At 61.0% G+C, this 14,666-nt stretch carries 14 protein-coding genes and 1 riboswitch; of the genes, 9 read left to right on the forward strand and 5 right to left on the reverse strand.

Annotated features, from left to right (window positions below):
• Positions 1 to 13: 13 nt before the first annotated feature.
• The 3 genes from JQN68_RS12070 to prmA are packed head-to-tail and all read right to left on the reverse strand — an operon-like array spanning position 14 to position 2,601.
• The gene (locus JQN68_RS12070) at positions 14 to 919 is read right to left on the reverse strand and encodes an RDD family protein (protein WP_225072658.1); all 906 of its coding nucleotides are present in this window, start codon (positions 917 to 919) and stop codon (positions 14 to 16) included.
• Positions 916 to 1,680, reverse strand: a complete 765-nt coding sequence (locus JQN68_RS12075) for a 16S rRNA (uracil(1498)-N(3))-methyltransferase (protein ID WP_225072659.1) — start codon at positions 1,678 to 1,680, stop codon at positions 916 to 918. The genes JQN68_RS12070 and JQN68_RS12075 overlap by 4 nt, the downstream gene beginning before the upstream one ends.
• A 3-nt stretch (positions 1,681 to 1,683) precedes the next feature.
• Positions 1,684 to 2,601 carry a 50S ribosomal protein L11 methyltransferase gene (gene prmA, locus JQN68_RS12080; RefSeq protein ID WP_225072660.1) on the reverse strand — a complete coding sequence of 306 codons (918 nt, stop codon included), beginning with the start codon at positions 2,599 to 2,601 and terminating at the stop codon, positions 1,684 to 1,686.
• Between the two features lie 412 nt (positions 2,602 to 3,013).
• On the opposite strand from prmA, the gene JQN68_RS12085 reads away from it, so the two are divergent.
• From JQN68_RS12085 to JQN68_RS12125, 9 genes are all read left to right on the forward strand, one after another.
• On the forward strand, positions 3,014 to 3,685 hold the full coding sequence (locus tag JQN68_RS12085) for a response regulator (RefSeq protein WP_225072661.1): 672 nt from the start codon (positions 3,014 to 3,016) through the stop codon (positions 3,683 to 3,685).
• Positions 3,686 to 5,128, forward strand: coding sequence for a sensor histidine kinase (locus JQN68_RS12090; RefSeq protein ID WP_225072662.1), 1,443 nt, complete (start codon positions 3,686 to 3,688; stop codon positions 5,126 to 5,128).
• 158 nt (positions 5,129 to 5,286) lie between these two features.
• On the forward strand, positions 5,287 to 6,666 hold the full coding sequence (locus tag JQN68_RS12095; RefSeq protein ID WP_225072663.1) for a DegQ family serine endoprotease: 1,380 nt from the start codon (positions 5,287 to 5,289) through the stop codon (positions 6,664 to 6,666).
• 59 nt (positions 6,667 to 6,725) lie between these two features.
• A complete protein-coding gene (locus tag JQN68_RS12100) occupies positions 6,726 to 7,724 on the forward strand; it encodes an MBL fold metallo-hydrolase (protein ID WP_225072664.1) in 999 nt (332 codons plus the stop codon).
• A 117-nt stretch (positions 7,725 to 7,841) separates the two neighbouring features.
• The gene (locus JQN68_RS12105; RefSeq protein ID WP_225072688.1) at positions 7,842 to 9,248 is read left to right on the forward strand and encodes a sensor histidine kinase; all 1,407 of its coding nucleotides are present in this window, start codon (positions 7,842 to 7,844) and stop codon (positions 9,246 to 9,248) included.
• 6 nt (positions 9,249 to 9,254) lie between these two features.
• Positions 9,255 to 10,007, forward strand: coding sequence for a response regulator transcription factor (locus tag JQN68_RS12110; protein ID WP_225072665.1), 753 nt, complete (start codon positions 9,255 to 9,257; stop codon positions 10,005 to 10,007).
• A 240-nt stretch (positions 10,008 to 10,247) separates the two neighbouring features.
• Complete coding sequence (locus tag JQN68_RS12115; protein WP_225072666.1) at positions 10,248 to 10,853, forward strand: hypothetical protein; 606 nt, start codon at positions 10,248 to 10,250, stop codon at positions 10,851 to 10,853.
• 419 nt (positions 10,854 to 11,272) lie between these two features.
• Positions 11,273 to 12,226 carry a cysteine synthase A gene (cysK, locus tag JQN68_RS12120; protein ID WP_225072667.1) on the forward strand — a complete coding sequence of 318 codons (954 nt, stop codon included), beginning with the start codon at positions 11,273 to 11,275 and terminating at the stop codon, positions 12,224 to 12,226.
• A 118-nt stretch (positions 12,227 to 12,344) separates the two neighbouring features.
• Positions 12,345 to 13,145, forward strand: coding sequence for a class II glutamine amidotransferase (locus tag JQN68_RS12125; RefSeq protein ID WP_225072668.1), 801 nt, complete (start codon positions 12,345 to 12,347; stop codon positions 13,143 to 13,145).
• Here the strand turns inward: JQN68_RS12125 and JQN68_RS12130 are convergent.
• Together JQN68_RS12130 and JQN68_RS12135 are read right to left on the reverse strand one after the other, a co-directional pair.
• Positions 13,142 to 13,372 carry a sulfurtransferase TusA family protein gene (locus tag JQN68_RS12130; RefSeq protein ID WP_225072669.1) on the reverse strand — a complete coding sequence of 77 codons (231 nt, stop codon included), beginning with the start codon at positions 13,370 to 13,372 and terminating at the stop codon, positions 13,142 to 13,144. The two genes, JQN68_RS12125 and JQN68_RS12130, sit on opposite strands and share 4 nt — an antisense overlap.
• A 106-nt stretch (positions 13,373 to 13,478) precedes the next feature.
• Entirely contained in the window at positions 13,479 to 14,291 is an 813-nt protein-coding gene (locus JQN68_RS12135; RefSeq protein ID WP_225072670.1) for a HesA/MoeB/ThiF family protein, read from the reverse strand.
• Between the two features lie 214 nt (positions 14,292 to 14,505).
• Positions 14,506 to 14,617, forward strand: a riboswitch (SAM riboswitch).
• Positions 14,618 to 14,666 lie beyond the last annotated feature (49 nt).

The following is a 14,666-nucleotide window of genomic DNA, read 5'->3' on the forward strand; positions in this document are numbered from 1 at the left end:
CCCCCGGGGTGTTTCAGGCGTCAGGTTCTTCATCGTCCTCAATGACCACCGCCACTCGACTGCCCGCCAGGCGGTCGTTCCAGCCCCGTCCCTCCCCATTGCGCAGTGCCGATAAAAAACCCATCCCTCCCGACAGCAAGCAGAGCAGGCCGCCGAGGCTGCGTCGCACGGCCTGTGGCCACCCCAAGGGCGACCCGTCAAGGCTTTCGACCTGTAGTCGGCCGGCCATCTTGCCGGGCGTCTGGCCGACCAGGTAATGAAACAGGGTAAAGTAACCGAAGGCCAGCAGGGCAAAAATCAGTCCGTAGGCTGCGGCCTGATTCAGTAAAAGGGACGGATCGGGCCAGGCAGGTTGCCAATGTCCCTGTCGCAATGCCTCGCCGGCCATTACGAACAACATGAAGGCCGCCATCAGCAATGCCATGTCGAAAACCCCTGCCAGCAGGCGCGCCGCCAGAGCCGGAGGCCCTTGGTCCTCAAAGAGGTCCGCAACCGGGGCCGCCGCCATCGACCGGGAGGCTTCGGAGGCGGAATCCGGTGTTTTCTCAGGCCGGCCGGAGGTTGACTTCCGCGCGGGTGCATCCCGCAAAGCAAGGGCCGAGGCCGGCGGGGCCGGTTGATGAGACGGGCGCAGGGGCGGATCGTCCGCCTCCAGCCAGGCTTCCAGATCCATTTCTTCCAGAGGGGAGGCGGCTGCAGGGAAAAAACCGCCCGGCGCCGGTATGCCCTTACCCAGGGGTGTCAAGGTCGACTCCGGCGGTGACGGCGGGAGTGCATCCCGACCCTGGGCCGGACTCCGGGGCGGGGTGACTGGAATATCCCGCCCCGTATTCGGGTGAACGGGAAGCTTCTCTCGGTCGCATTGGCGACAATGCTCCAAATCGTCGAAGCTCTGACATCCGCACTGCGGACATTTCATGGCCGGTTCTCCTCCTCGGGAACCGATGCCTTGCCCGCCCTCGCTCCCAAGTCGCCGTACCGGAACTGCAGCAGGCTGGCGGCGGCAAAGCCGGCGGTTTCGCTGCGCAAAATGCGCGGCCCGAAGCGGACCGGGATAAAGCCTGAGCGGCGGGCCTGAGCGGCTTCGTCCTCGGTAAAGCCCCCCTCCGGTCCGACCAGCAGGGCCGCCGAAGCGGGCGCGGCCTCGGGCAGGACCTCCGCCAGGGGCAGGCTTTCCTCCTCCCAGAGCATCAAACGCAATGCGGCCCGGCATTGTTGGAGGGCTTCGCTGAACGGGAGCGGCCGATCCAGGCGCGGCAGGACCGGACGACGGCATTGTCGGGCCGCTTCACTGATGATGCGCTGCCAGCGCTGCAGGCGCCGGTCCTCACGGCCCGGCGCCGGGATGCTGCGCGTGCAGTGCAGGGGGCTGAAATGCCCGATACCCAGTTCGGTGCCTTTTTGCAGGATGAGTTCCATTTTGTCGCCTTTGGGCAGTCCCTGCAGCAACTGCAGGGGCCAGGCGCTGTCCTGTTCCCGCCAACTCCGAAGCCTTTCGACCTGGGCGGATTTCCGGTCGCAGCGGGTCAGGCGACAGAGGTGGATGCCGCCCTCGCCGTCCAGCAACAGCAGTTCCGTGCCCGGTGGCAGGCGCAGGACTTCAAGGTGATGGTGCACCTCCTCGGGTAGGAGGATGGGGCACTCCCGCAGGATTGGAGGGGGAACGAAAAAGCGCTGCATCCCTCAACCCTTGCGATACACCAGGCAGGACCATTCCTCGCCGCGGCGAACTTGCGGGCCGTCCAGGGCGAAGGGCGCAAAGGCCTTGATCACCATGGCTTCCTTTTCCTGCAGGATTCCGGACAGCACCAGGCTGCCGCCGGGGGCCAGATGGGCGACCAGTTGCTCCGCCAGTCGGCAGTTCTCCTCGGCCAGAATGTTGGCCAGCACCACCTGGTACTGCCCTGGGAGTTCAACCAACGGGGACAGGGTGATTTCGATGCGCTCGGCCACGCCGTTGGCCAGGGCATTCTCCCGGGCCACGCTGCAGGCCGTCGCTTCGATGTCGCAGGCCAACACCCGGGTGGCGCCCAAGGCCGCCGCCGCTACGGCCAGAATACCGGAACCGGTGCCGACATCCAGCACCCGGTCGGGGAACGGAGGCTGTTGGAACAGGTCCGCCAAGGCCTCCAGGCACAGGCGGGTGGTGGCATGGCTGCCGGTACCGAAAGCCATGCCGGGATCGAGGACGACCACGGCCTCCCCGGCCTCGGGTCGGTAAGCCTCCCAGGTCGGTCGTACCACCAGTCGGCCGATGTGCTGCAGGCCGAAGTGCTGTTTCCAGTTTTCCGCCCAGTCTTCGTTGCGGATTTCGAGCACCGCCTCCAGGCAAGGGGCCTGCTCCGGAAACAGTTCGCTCAACCAGGCCAAGCGCTCGAGGATGCGCTGCTTGAGGTCGGCCGAATGGTCCTGCGCCGGGAAATAGGCTTTGAGCAGATAGGTGTCGGAGAGGATCTCGTCGGGATCGGGCGGGATAAAGGTATCCAGGGTACGTTCTTCAACCGTGGTACCCACGCAACCCAGTTCCGCCATTTCATGGCATACCTGGTCGGCTATGGCGGCGGCGGCGCGAATATGAACTTCCTGCCAAAATTCAGTCATTGTGGATGCTTATCGAAGGTTAGTAGTGAAAGGTAATAAAATACTTGACAAAAACCCATCATTTGGATTGTAATTCGCGACATTGTCTAATGAGTAAAATTCTTGAAGGGGAAATTATTACCATATAGTTTTGTTGATTCCGAGGCCCGCCGGCGGCGTTCCGAAATGCCCTGGATCGCGAGAGCCCGATTTGGGTACTTTAACCGTTTTTTTTGCGAAAAGCCAATTTAATCTGACGCATTCCCCTTGCATAAGAATGGTGAATTGCTAATATCTTAACGTTAATTTCATGAGCGGGCCGGTTGGCTGCCGGTCCGGTCTGGCTCATGGCTGCCACCGCTCAGGTCAGAGTCGAAAGTTCTGTTGCCGTTCAGCCTCAAGCATACCTACTTACAGGCAAAAGGAGAAAAACATGCGCGTACTGGTCGTTGAAGATGAAAAAAAGGTGGCCAGCTTTATCAAGCGGGGCCTTGAAGAAGAGCAGTTTACCGTTGATGTGGCCTATGATGGCGAAGAAGGACTGTTCATGGCGGAGAACAATCCCTATGACATCATCCTGATGGATCTGATGCTGCCCAAGAAGGATGGTCTGACCGTCATTCAGGAACTGCGGGCCAAGGATATTTCAACGCCGGTACTGAGCCTGACCGCCAAGGATACGGTGGAGGATATTGTCGCCGGTCTCGATATCGGCAGCGATGATTACCTGACCAAGCCCTTTGCCTTTACCGAACTGCTGGCCCGCGTCAAGGCGCTGGTGCGGCGCAGCACCAAGGATCGCGGTGCGGAAATCTATTTTGCCGATCTGCGGCTGGATCCCGTCAGCCACAAGGTCTGGCGGGCCAACCAGGAAATCGATCTGACGGCCAAGGAGTATGCCCTCCTCGAGTACTTCATGCGCAACCCCAACCAGGTTCTGACCCGGGCCATGATTGCCGAGCATGTTTGGGACTATGCGTTTGACTCCTTCACCAACATCATCGATGTGTATGTCAACTATTTGCGCAAGAAAATCGACCGCGACTTTGAAAAGAAGCTGATTCATACGGTTCGGGGCGTGGGATATGTCCTCAAGGAGGGCTGATTGATTTCCGGCACCATCCGGTTTCGCCTGGCCTGTTGGTATGCTCTGGCCTTGTTGCTGGTTTTGGGCATCGGCGGCATGGTCTGCTACCGGCAGATCCCCCGCATTCTGCAGAACCATGTGGATCAGGGTCTGCGGGCAATGGAGGCCGGGATCGGGGAATTGTCGGGCCGCGTCGGTGCGGGAGCGCCGGCGGATTGTTCGGCTCTGGCGGAGTTTTCTGGTCGAACTCCGCCGGGGGGCTATCTGCGCCTGGTCGATGCCGGAGGAAACGTCCTTTGCTTGGTGGGAAACGGGGCGGGCCGGGTGCCGCCGGTTGCCGGGCAGAGCCTGACGGCTGCGCAGCGCGGGGGATCGGTGCTGGAAACGGTCCCCGTTGCAGAGGGAAAATCGGTACGACAGCTGACCCTGACCCTGCAACCGGGCCGGGACAATGGCTTGTTTCTGCAGGTCGGTTCAGACATGTGCCAGCTGCAACAGGCGCTGCACGATCTGCGCAGCTTGCTCATATCCGTGTTTCTGGGCACCTTGTTGGTGTTGGCCCTGGCCGGCTGGTTCCTGGCCGGCCGTGCCTTGGCGCCGGTGCGCTGCGTGACGCGGGCCATGGCCCGCATCGACGGCGACAACCTGTCCCAGCGGTTGCCGGCGGGCGCGGGCCGGGATGAGGTCGCCCGGATGGTTGACGGCTTCAATGCCATGTTGACCCGCTTGGAGGAAGCCTTCCGCCGGGTCAAGCAATTCTCCGGCGACGCTTCTCATGAGCTGCGTACCCCGCTGACCATCCTCAAGGGGGAAACGGAGGTCGGCCTGCGCTGGGCCAAACAGCCCGATGAGTTTCGCAAGATTCTGGAATCCAGCATGGAGGAGATCGATCGCATGAGTCGCATCATCGACGATCTGCTTCTGCTGGCCAAGAGCGAGTCCGGCCAGAAGCCGCTGGCCATCAAGGAGTTGAGTCTCAGTGACCTGTTGCAGGAGCTTTATCTGCAAGGCCGGACCCTTGCCGAAGCGAAGGGCATCGAGGTCCTGCTGCACCCGAATGTTACCGAGGAAATCCGCATCCGCGGCGATGAACTGCGCTTGCGTCAGGTTTTTCTCAATCTGATTACCAATGCCATCAAGTACACTCCGGACCACGGTCGGGTGGAGATTTCCCTGGACGTGGCGGGGGACGAGGTGGTGGTGACCGTTTCCGATACCGGTGTCGGTATCGCGCCGGAGCATCTGCCGCATATTTTCGAGCGCTTTTACCGTATCGATTCGGCCCGCAACCGCCAGGATGGCGGCACCGGACTCGGTCTGGCCATCGTCCAATCCTTCGTCAAGGCTCATCAGGGACGCATTGAAGTCAATTCCCTGCCCGGCCAGGGCAGTTCCTTTGCCATCTTTCTGCCCATGGCCGGCCCGCAGACCCCGCCTTCCGAGGATTTTCCTTCCCGCTGAATCGTCTGTTGCGCATCGCTCCGCATTGACACCTGCGGCGGCAGTGATTACATTCAATCAAATGGCTTAAGAACCTGCCGACGGTTGCAGGGCATGGAGGCCCGTGGCCGTTCGGTCATTACCCCTTCCCCCTCTATCGCCTGGTACATGGAGGAGCTATGATCCGTTTGCGTTGTCGTTCTCTCTGCCTGTTGCTGTTCCTGTTGCTGCCGGCCTGGTCCGCCCTTGCGGCCGTGCCCGATTTCGTCGAATTGGCGGCCTCCCTCAAGCCATCCGTCGTCAATATCAGTACCTCGCGGCAGGTCAGATTCCGCCGCCCCATGCAGCCCGGATTCCGGACTCCCCAGGACGATCTGTTCAGCCAGTTTTTCGAACGCTTCTTTCAGGGCATGCCGGAAGAGATGCGCCGTCAGCGATCCCTGGGTTCCGGTTTCATCATTTCGGCAGACGGCTACATTCTGACCAACGACCACGTGGTGGACGGTGCCGACGAGATCCAGGTCCGTCTGGTGGACGGCCGCTCATTTACCGGCACGGTCAAGGGGCTGGATCCGAAACTCGATCTGGCGCTGATCAAAATTGATGTCGGTGGAGAAAAACTCCCGGTGGCGAGACTCGGCAGCAGCGATGGTTTGCGGGTCGGTGAATGGGTCATGGCCATCGGCAATCCCTTCGGTCTGGAGCAGACCGTGACTGTCGGCATCGTATCGGCCAAGGGCCGGGTCATCGGTGCCGGCCCCTACGATGATTTCATCCAGACCGACGCGTCCATCAATCCCGGCAATTCCGGCGGGCCCCTGTTCAATCTGCGCGGCGAGGTGGTAGGCATCAACACGGCCATCGTCGCCGGCGGCCAGGGTATCGGGTTTGCCATTCCCGTCGATGCCGCCAAGGTGGTCCTGCCTCAGTTGCGGGAAACCGGTCGGGTGGTGCGCGGCTGGATCGGCGTCGGGGTGCAGGAGGTCACGGAAGAACTGGCCCGCTCCTTTGGACTGCAGGAAGCTCGCGGCGCTCTGGTGACCGATGTGGTGGCCGATTCCCCGGCGGCCAAGGCCGGGTTGCAGCGGGGTGACGTCATTCTGGCGGTGAATGGCAAGCCCCTGCAGCGGTTGGATGACCTGCCGCGACAGATAGCGGCTCTGCCAGTGGGGCAGAACGCCCGTCTGAGCGTGTTCCGGGACGGGCGTGCCCGGAACCTCAGCGTCACCATCGGCAGCCAGCAGGAGGAAGGGGAGGCGCGACGTTCCACGGGTCCATCCCAGATGCTCGGCTTGACGGTCGGGGATATCAGCCCCGAAGCGGTGCGCCTGTATCGATTGACGGCTGAACGCGGCGCTCTGGTTACCGCCGTCGAACCTCAAGGTCCCGCCGCCGGGAAATTGCAGCCGGGTGACGTGGTGCTGGAAATCGACGGCCGCACCATCGCCAATGCCGAGGCCATGCGGACCGCCGTCGCCCAGGCCAAGCCCAAACAGGTGCTGCGGGTGCTGGCTCAGCGTCGCGAGCAGATGTTCTATACCACCCTGACGGTGCCTTAATCCTCGTCCGTGGCGTTGCCCGGCGCCGCCCCATCCCGGTTCCGCGGTGGAGGCCGTTGATGCGCTCGTCCTTTTATCCTCGGCTGATCAACGGTCCCTTCGGCGATCCCGCCCTGTATGTGCGCCTGGCTCATCGTGGCCAGGCGCTGCTTTTCGACTGTGGCGACTTGCGCAACCTGACCACCCGGGAGCTGCTCAAGATTCGCGCCGTGTTCATTTCCCATGCCCATATCGATCATCTCATTGGGTTCGACGTCCTGCTGCGCCAGTGTCTGTGTCGCAGCCAGGGGCTGATGCTGGTGGGGCCGGAGGGGATTCTGGCGCGCCTCGGCAGCCGCTTGGCGGGCTATACCTGGAACCTTACGGCGGGCTATCCCCTGACGCTGACGGTCCGTGAATGGACCGGCACCCAGGTGCGGGAGCAGGTTTTTCGGGCCTGTCAGGGTTTTCAACCGGAAACGGAGCGGCACTGGGACTGTCCCGACGGGGTGCTGTTCCAGACTCCATATTGCCAGGTGCAAGGGGTTGCCCTGCAGCATGGCGACATTCCTTCCCTGGCCTTTGTATTGCAGGAGCCCGTCCATATCGCCATTCGCAAGGAAGAATTGCTGCGGCGGGGATATCTTCCCGGACCCTGGCTGACCCGTTTCAAGGATATGCTGCTGGCGCCGCCGACGGCGGACGTGCGTGTGGCAGTGCCGTTGCAGAGTGGTGACATGGCCTGGGTCGGCCTGCGCGATCTGCGGGCCCGGATCGCCTCCACGGAGCGCGGCATGAAGATCGCCTATGTCACCGATGTCTCGCCGATCCCGGCCAATTATCGGCGCATCGTGCGGTTGGCTCGAGATGCCCATCTGCTGGTCATCGAAGCGACCTTTGCCCACCGGGACCTGGAGCGGGCCCGCTTGCGGAATCATCTGACGGCGCACCTGGCCGGCCGCCTGGGGCGCCTGGCGGGAGTCGCCAGGCTGCAGGTGTTTCATCATTCGCCCCGCTATCAGCATTCTCCGGAACTGCTTGCCGAGGAGGCTTGCAATGCCTTTCAGGCGGGCGATTGATTTCAACCCTGCGCGGTTCGGCCAGCTGCGGAGCGCCTGCCGACAAACCCGGACCGACCGGTCGGGCTGTGCTATTGCACAGTGTATCGGCCGGGAATCTGTGCTATTTTGCCGACCATGCGATTCAGTCTGAAACTCAAACATCAGATTCTGCTGGCTCCGGCCGTCGTCCTGCTGCTGATGACCCTGCAGTTGGGTTTTCTGCAGTATACCTATATGGATCTCAAGCAGAAGCGGCAGATCGGCCAGCAACTGGGGATGATTCTTTTTTCCCTGACCGAGGCCAACATGGCTGCTCAGCGCATGTACGATTTGGCCCGTCAGTACTCGCGGCCGACGGCCAGCATCGCCGGTGTCGAAGAACTGGAGCGGTTGCTGGGCTACATGGAAGAGATGCATGCGCATCTGGCCAAGGCGGTAACCCGCATCCTGCCGTTGATGGAGCTGTCGGTACCGGACCAGCGCGAGGTTCTGGAAATCGTCGAAAGCCTCAGCCCGCGGCAGGGGTTCGATCCCAACCGGGTTATTGAAGAGCTGACCCGGTTGCAGCCGCACCTGGCCGGCATGTCCCAGCGTTATCAGACCCTGGTGGAGGAATCACCGCGAGTGCGGGCCAAGGACATCGACCAATTGGTGGACCGGGCGGCGCTGGTGTCGGTGGTGGTGGTCGGCGTGGCCTTGAGCTTCGGCATCCTGCTGTCCCTGTTTTTTGCCCGTCGTCTGCTGCGCCGGGTGCAGACTCTGAGCGCCAGCGCCGGTCGCATCGCGCGGGGGGATTTGACGCCGCCGTCGGCGCCGCGGGTCGTCAAGGACGAACTGGATGATCTGGCCGTGTCCATCAACCGCATGACCGAGCAGTTGATTCGGGTCGTCGGCACGGAAAAACTGCTGGAAGGGGCCGAGGAAGAGCGGCGGCGCATCGCCATGGACATTCACGACCAGACCCTTTCCGATCTGTCGGCCATCCTGCGGGGACTGCAGACCTTGCCGGTCGCCGAGGAAGTGCAGCCGGAGGTCAGGGATCTCGAAGAGGATCTGGTGGCCTCCATCGCCAACCTGCGCCAGTTGATGGACAACCTGCATCCCCAAACTCTGGACATCCTCGGCCTTGGCGCCGCCCTGGAATCTCATCTGGAACGCCATCTGGGGCGCGGCGATCTGCCGGAATATCATCTCTACATCAATCCCGAGGTCGACAGCGCCAATTTGAGCCGGTTGCAACAGTTGACCCTCTATCGGATTGCTGTCGAGGCCATTCACAACATCATCAAGCACGCCCGGGCGACCCGCTATGAAGTCAGTCTCGATCGTCGGGACGGGCAGGTGGTCCTGACGGTGGAGGATAACGGCATCGGTTTGGACACGGCGCAGACCGCCGCCAGCAATGGCGGCCGCGGTCTGTATAATATTCGTGAACGGGCCCGGGCCATTGGCGCGCAGGCGCGGTGGAGCCCATCGCGCTTTTCTTCCGGAACCCGATTCGAACTGAGTCTGCCCGTCGCGGCGGAACTGCCGCAGGAATGATCGATTATGGCCGATTTGACGATCCTGGTTGCTGATGACAACCCGCGCGATTTCGAATTTCTCGAACAATTGATCAAGACCTGGGATGAACCCTGCCAGGTGGAGCGGGCGCCCAACGGCATGGTGGCCCTGGAAATGGCCCTCAAGCAGGAGTTGCCGCTGGTCATCAGCGACATTCAGATGCCGGAAATGAACGGCATCGAACTGGCCCGCAATCTCTGGCAGCGCAAGCCCCAGGCGCGCATCATTTTCTGGAGCCAGTTCAAGGACGAGATGTACGTGCGCACCCTGTCGCGCATCGTTCCGCCGGAAACGGTCTACGGTTACATCCTCAAATCCAACACCCGCGAGCGCATCATCTCCGCCATCCGCACCGTGCTGTTGGACGAGCAGTGCTGGATCGATCCTGAAGTGCGCAAGGTCCAGGGCCGCGCCGGGCACAGCCAGACGGCCCTGTCCGATATCGAGTTCGAGGCCCTCCTCGACATCTCTCTGGGGCTGACCGATAACCTTATTGCCCAGCGGCGTTATCTCTCCCGACGCGGTGTACAGAGTCGGCTCAATTCCCTTTACAACAAACTGGGTATCGACCAGGAGCAATTTCACGGTGAGAAATTCGGCGACGCCTTCAATCTTCGCAACCGGGCCGTGGCCGTGGCCCTGCGGCGTGGTTTGATCAATGCCTTTGAACTGGAACATGAAGAAAAGGATTTCCAGGCCTGGTTGCGGCGGTTTCGCGGCGGCCGTGAAGGGCGCTGAATCTCCCGCCTTCCACCTATCGGCGCTCCCCCCTCCCTTTCCCGCCGCCCGCCGTCAGGATCCGCCTGGTACGCTTTTCTCTGAACAAAATAATTATTTTATTGGCATTGAGTAATTAGTGTGATACTACAGTATGTCATAAATTTTTAGAGTAGCTTCCATCTGCCGCCCAGGGTCTGCCGGTGTCGGAAATTGTCCTGCCGGCGTTCCGCGCAGACCGGCTTGCGGAAGGAGTGGTTGATGCATGTCAAGGACTTGAAGACCTTTCCCCTGTTCTCCGAAGAGTTGGGCATCGCTCTGAACGGCCATGATGATCGGGTGCTTTTCAAGTGGCTGTTGGCCAGTGTGCTCTGGCAGGCCGATGTGGCTCCTGAAATCGCCTACCGGGGATTTCGGACCTTCGAGCGCCATCACCTGCTGGAGCCCAACCGAATCGTTCTGGCCGGCGCCGCCTTTATCCTTCATCCTGTTCTGCACGAAGCCGGATATTTGCGGTACGATGGGTTTTTTGCCCGCAATCTTGTGGATATGTGCCAGACCCTGCAGGAATTTTACCAGGGTAGTCTGGTGCGGTTGCACGATATGGCGAGCGGCCCCGTTGATCTGGAATGCCGCCTGAACGCCCTGAGGGGATTCAGTCGCCCGGGTGTCAATCTGTTTTTGCGCGAACTGCGGACCATATGGAGCAAAGCCGACCCTGAGCCTTTGCCGGAAGTCTGGCAGATGGCGGAGAAGTTCTCCCTCGACCTGCGCAAGGTGCCGCGTCGCAGCCTTGAATTTGTTCGCCTGGAGGCCGGCTTGCTGCGCTTGCACCGTGGTCGTTTCCTGCGACGACGGGCCCAGTGAGGATGGGTGCCTGCCATCGGTTGTCATTTCCTGCCATCGCCCCAAAGAGCGCCTCCCTTTCGGAGGCGTTTTTTTGGGCCAGGATCAAAAAGCACACAAATTAAATGTGCAACTAAATTGTTCTTGACTTAAATGATATGTTATTGTATCAATTGTATCCATGTTGTTTGTGCTTAAAATAGGTGCGGGGTCCATCCCCGGATGGGGCTTGAGGGGTTTTAGGTTCTTGGCGCAGGGCGCAGACGGGTAGCCAGTCCGGGATTCTCCGGTGGTGACCCGGATAAGGTGGTCATCCGCAGGTTCAGTTGGTATGCTTTGTCGTACAATTTGAGAATTACCGGCCAACCAGCCGACCGCTAACGACACCATCGCCAGTCGCGATTTATCGCATGGTGACCAACCAGGAAAGAAGGGACGCTATGAGCTCGATTTTTACGGACAATTCGCTCTCCATCGGCCGTACCCCCTTGGTGCGCCTCAACCGCATGGCCCCCGAAGGGGTGACCATTCTAGCCAAAATCGAAGGCCGCAATCCGGCTTACTCCGTAAAGTGCCGCATCGGTGCCGCCATGATCTGGGATGCCGAACAGAAAGGCCTGTTGGGTCCGGGCAAGGAGATCGTCGAGCCCACCAGCGGCAACACGGGGATTGCCCTGGCCTTTGTGGCCGCCGCGCGTGGTATCCCTATCACCCTGACCATGCCCGAGACCATGAGCCTGGAACGGCGCAAGGTGCTCAAGGCCTTCGGCGCCAACCTGATACTCACCCCCGGGACCAAGGGAATGGGTGGGGCCATTGCCGAAGCCGAGGCCATGGCGGCTTCGGAACCGGACCGCTATGTGCTGATGCATCAGTTCAAAAACCCGGCCAATCCGGCCATTCACGAGCAGACCACCGGTCCGGAAATCTGGGCGGATACGGATGGCAACGTCGATGTTCTGGTTTCCGGTGTCGGCACCGGCGGCACCATCAGCGGAATTTCAAGTTTTTTCAAAAAAGTGCGGGGCAAGCAGATCCTGTCGGTGGCGGTGGAGCCGAGCGACAGCCCGGTCATCAGCCAGAAACTGGCCGGACAGGCCCTGCGGCCCGGTCCCCACAAGATTCAGGGCATCGGTGCCGGGTTCATCCCCGACACCCTCGATCTTTCCCTGGTCGACCGGGTTGAGCCGGTGAGCAACGAGGAAGCCATCGAAACGGCCCGGAGGCTGGCCGTGGAAGAGGGCATCCTGTCCGGAATTTCCTGCGGTGCCGCCACCGCCGTGGCATTGCGCCTGGCGGCACAGCCCGAGTTCCAGGGCAAAACCATTGTCGTCATTCTGCCCGATTCGGGGGAACGCTACCTGAGCAGCGTGTTGTTCGAAGGTATTGTCTGAACAGGGGGGTCATGGCGGGCGGTCCAAAGCCCGCCATGACCCCCGTTTGGGCTTTGATGGAACGGGTGGCCCATGGCGGCCGGCGGGGGGGCCTTTTGGCTGCCAAAGAGGATGTAGCATGTGCCAATTGCTCGGAATGAATTGCAACGTGCCGACGGACATCTGTTTTTCCTTCACCGGTTTCCGTCGGCGGGGCGGCGCCACGGATGTTCACACGGATGGCTGGGGCATCGCCTTCTTTGAGGGGCGCGGCGTGCGGCTGTTTCTCGATCCGCAGCCTTCGGCGTCGTCCGCCATCGCCGACTTCGTGCGCCGCTATCCCATCCATTCCCTGAACGTCATCGCCCATATCCGCAAGGCCAGCCAGGGGCCGACCAATCTGGAGAACACCCATCCCTTTCAACGGGAGTTGTGGGGTCGTTACTGGGTTTTTGCCCACAACGGCAATCTGCCCGATTTCCGTCCGCAACTGGACGGCAGCTATGTGCCGGTCGGCGATACCGACAGCGAATGGGTTTTCTGCTGGCTGCTGCAAAGCCTTCGGCAACGCTACGGCTTGCAACCTCCGCCGCGCGAGGAACTGTTCGTCTGTCTGGCGGAACTGACCTGTCAGGCCGGCGCCCGGGGTATCTTCAATTACCTGCTTTCCAACGGCGATTGTCTGTTCGGGCACTGTTCGACGGAGTTGAGCTACATCATTCGCTGTGCGCCATTTGCCGAGGCCCATCTGAAGGACGAAGATCTGCGCATCGATTTCAGCCAGGTAACCACCCTGGAGGACCGGGTGGCGGTGGTGGCCACCCAGCCTTTGACGGACAACGAGGTCTGGAACGCCATGCCTCCGGGTACCCTGTGCCTGTTTCACCATGGCCGGGTGCTGCTATGCCGAAAAACCGTTGCCGGGCCGGACCGGCATTAATCCGCTTCCTCCCCCTTCTCCACCACCAGGCGAAAATGGTCGCCGGCCCTGGTCAGGCCCAACAGCTTGTGGCCGGCCTGTTCGAGGCTGCGCGGCACATTGTGGACCGGTTCGCCGTCATCGAGAAAAAACTCCACCGCCGCGCCGATTTCCATTTCCTCCAGAGCCAGCATGGCTCTGACGAAGTTGGTCGGGCATTTTACGCCCCTGAGATCAATGACTTGCATGACGTTTCTCCTATGAGGCAACCGGGCTCAAGGTGTCCGGACGTCAAGGTTGTCGCTCCCGGCATGCCATTGCCGGCGCCATGCCTCCGCTGGTGCCGCCCGAAGCTCAGACTTTGCCGAGATCGCAGAGGGTCATGGCTTCAAGTTGGTCCCGGAGTTCCGTGATGGTAGGGGTAGTGCCGCACAGGGGACAATCGGGCTTCCGCTCCAGGTTGAGTTCTTGGAAGCGCATCTCCAGGGCGTCTAGAAACAGCAGGCGATCGGTCAGCAGTTCGCCTTTGCCGAGGAGGAATTTGACCGCTTCCGTCGCCTGAATGGTGCCGAACAGGCCGGGCAGCACGCCGATAACGCCGGCCTGGGCGCAACTGGGAACCGTGTCCGGAGGCGGTGGTTCGTGGAACAGGCAGCGACAACAGGCCGACACACGGGGCAACACGGTAATGGTCTGGCCCGCAAAGCCGAGCACGCCGCAGTGGGAATAGGGCTTGGCGGCCAGCACGCAGGCATCGTTGATGAGAAACTTGGTGGCAAAACTGTCGGTACCGTCGATAATGAAATCGTAATCGCTGATGATGTCGAGGATGTTGTCGGCCTGGACCCAGGTCGGATGGGTGACGACCCGGATGTCGGGGTTGATGGCCGTCATTTTTTCTTTGGCTGAGACGACTTTGGGTTTGCCGACATCCGGGGTGAAGTGAATGACCTGACGCTGCAGGTTGGACGTTTCCACCCGGTCCGCATCGGCAATGCCGATGGTGCCGATGCCGGCTGCGGCCAGGTACAGGGCGGCCGGCGCCCCGAGGCCGCCGACGCCGATGATCAGGACCCGGCTGTCGAGGAGCTTTTTCTGGCCCCGGCCGCCAATTTCCTTGAGGATGATGTGCCGCGAGTAACGTTCTATCTGCTCTTCGGTGAACATGGCGCCTCATTTCCACCGGCCTATCCGCTTTGATTCCAGGGTCACGAAAGGGCCTGCCGTTTGGGGATATGGCACCATTATGCCGGAACTGTACGGATCGATCAATAAAAAACAAGTAAAATAGTAGATAAATATGACACGTTTTTGCTATCAAATAACTTGACAAATAACTTCGCCGTGAAATAAAGTTTATAAAATTGATAAACAAGCAGCGTCTTTATGGAGAGTGGTGGAGGGACAGGCCCGACGATGCCACAGCAACCGGTCTGCCGAAAGCGGATGTCAGGTGCTAATTCCTGCTCCGCGGTGGCGGAGAAAAATGGGGACGGTGCTTCACGGGACCGTCCTGCCTGGGGTCGGTCGCGGCGAAGCCCC

This window comes from Desulfuromonas sp. CSMB_57 (assembly GCF_020194955.2).
In the GTDB taxonomy this organism is placed as follows: domain Bacteria; phylum Desulfobacterota; class Desulfuromonadia; order Desulfuromonadales; family Syntrophotaleaceae; genus JAFCIY02.

What these genes read in the sequence shown, in the direction of transcription:
- JQN68_RS12070 (WP_225072658.1), bottom strand. Translation starts at nt 919, where the DNA reads ATGAAATGTCCGCAGTGCGGATGTCAGAGCTTCGACGATTTGGAGCAT.
- JQN68_RS12100 (WP_225072664.1), top strand. Translation starts at nt 6,726, where the DNA reads ATGCGCTCGTCCTTTTATCCTCGGCTGATCAACGGTCCCTTCGGCGAT.
- JQN68_RS12130 (WP_225072669.1), bottom strand. Translation starts at nt 13,372, where the DNA reads ATGCAAGTCATTGATCTCAGGGGCGTAAAATGCCCGACCAACTTCGTC.
- JQN68_RS12085 (WP_225072661.1), top strand. Translation starts at nt 3,014, where the DNA reads ATGCGCGTACTGGTCGTTGAAGATGAAAAAAAGGTGGCCAGCTTTATC.
- JQN68_RS12095 (WP_225072663.1), top strand. Translation starts at nt 5,287, where the DNA reads ATGATCCGTTTGCGTTGTCGTTCTCTCTGCCTGTTGCTGTTCCTGTTG.
- prmA (WP_225072660.1), bottom strand. Translation starts at nt 2,601, where the DNA reads ATGACTGAATTTTGGCAGGAAGTTCATATTCGCGCCGCCGCCGCCATA.
- JQN68_RS12105 (WP_225072688.1), top strand. Translation starts at nt 7,842, where the DNA reads ATGCGATTCAGTCTGAAACTCAAACATCAGATTCTGCTGGCTCCGGCC.
- JQN68_RS12115 (WP_225072666.1), top strand. Translation starts at nt 10,248, where the DNA reads ATGCATGTCAAGGACTTGAAGACCTTTCCCCTGTTCTCCGAAGAGTTG.
- JQN68_RS12125 (WP_225072668.1), top strand. Translation starts at nt 12,345, where the DNA reads ATGTGCCAATTGCTCGGAATGAATTGCAACGTGCCGACGGACATCTGT.
- cysK (WP_225072667.1), top strand. Translation starts at nt 11,273, where the DNA reads ATGAGCTCGATTTTTACGGACAATTCGCTCTCCATCGGCCGTACCCCC.
- JQN68_RS12110 (WP_225072665.1), top strand. Translation starts at nt 9,255, where the DNA reads ATGGCCGATTTGACGATCCTGGTTGCTGATGACAACCCGCGCGATTTC.
- JQN68_RS12075 (WP_225072659.1), bottom strand. Translation starts at nt 1,680, where the DNA reads ATGCAGCGCTTTTTCGTTCCCCCTCCAATCCTGCGGGAGTGCCCCATC.
- JQN68_RS12135 (WP_225072670.1), bottom strand. Translation starts at nt 14,291, where the DNA reads ATGTTCACCGAAGAGCAGATAGAACGTTACTCGCGGCACATCATCCTC.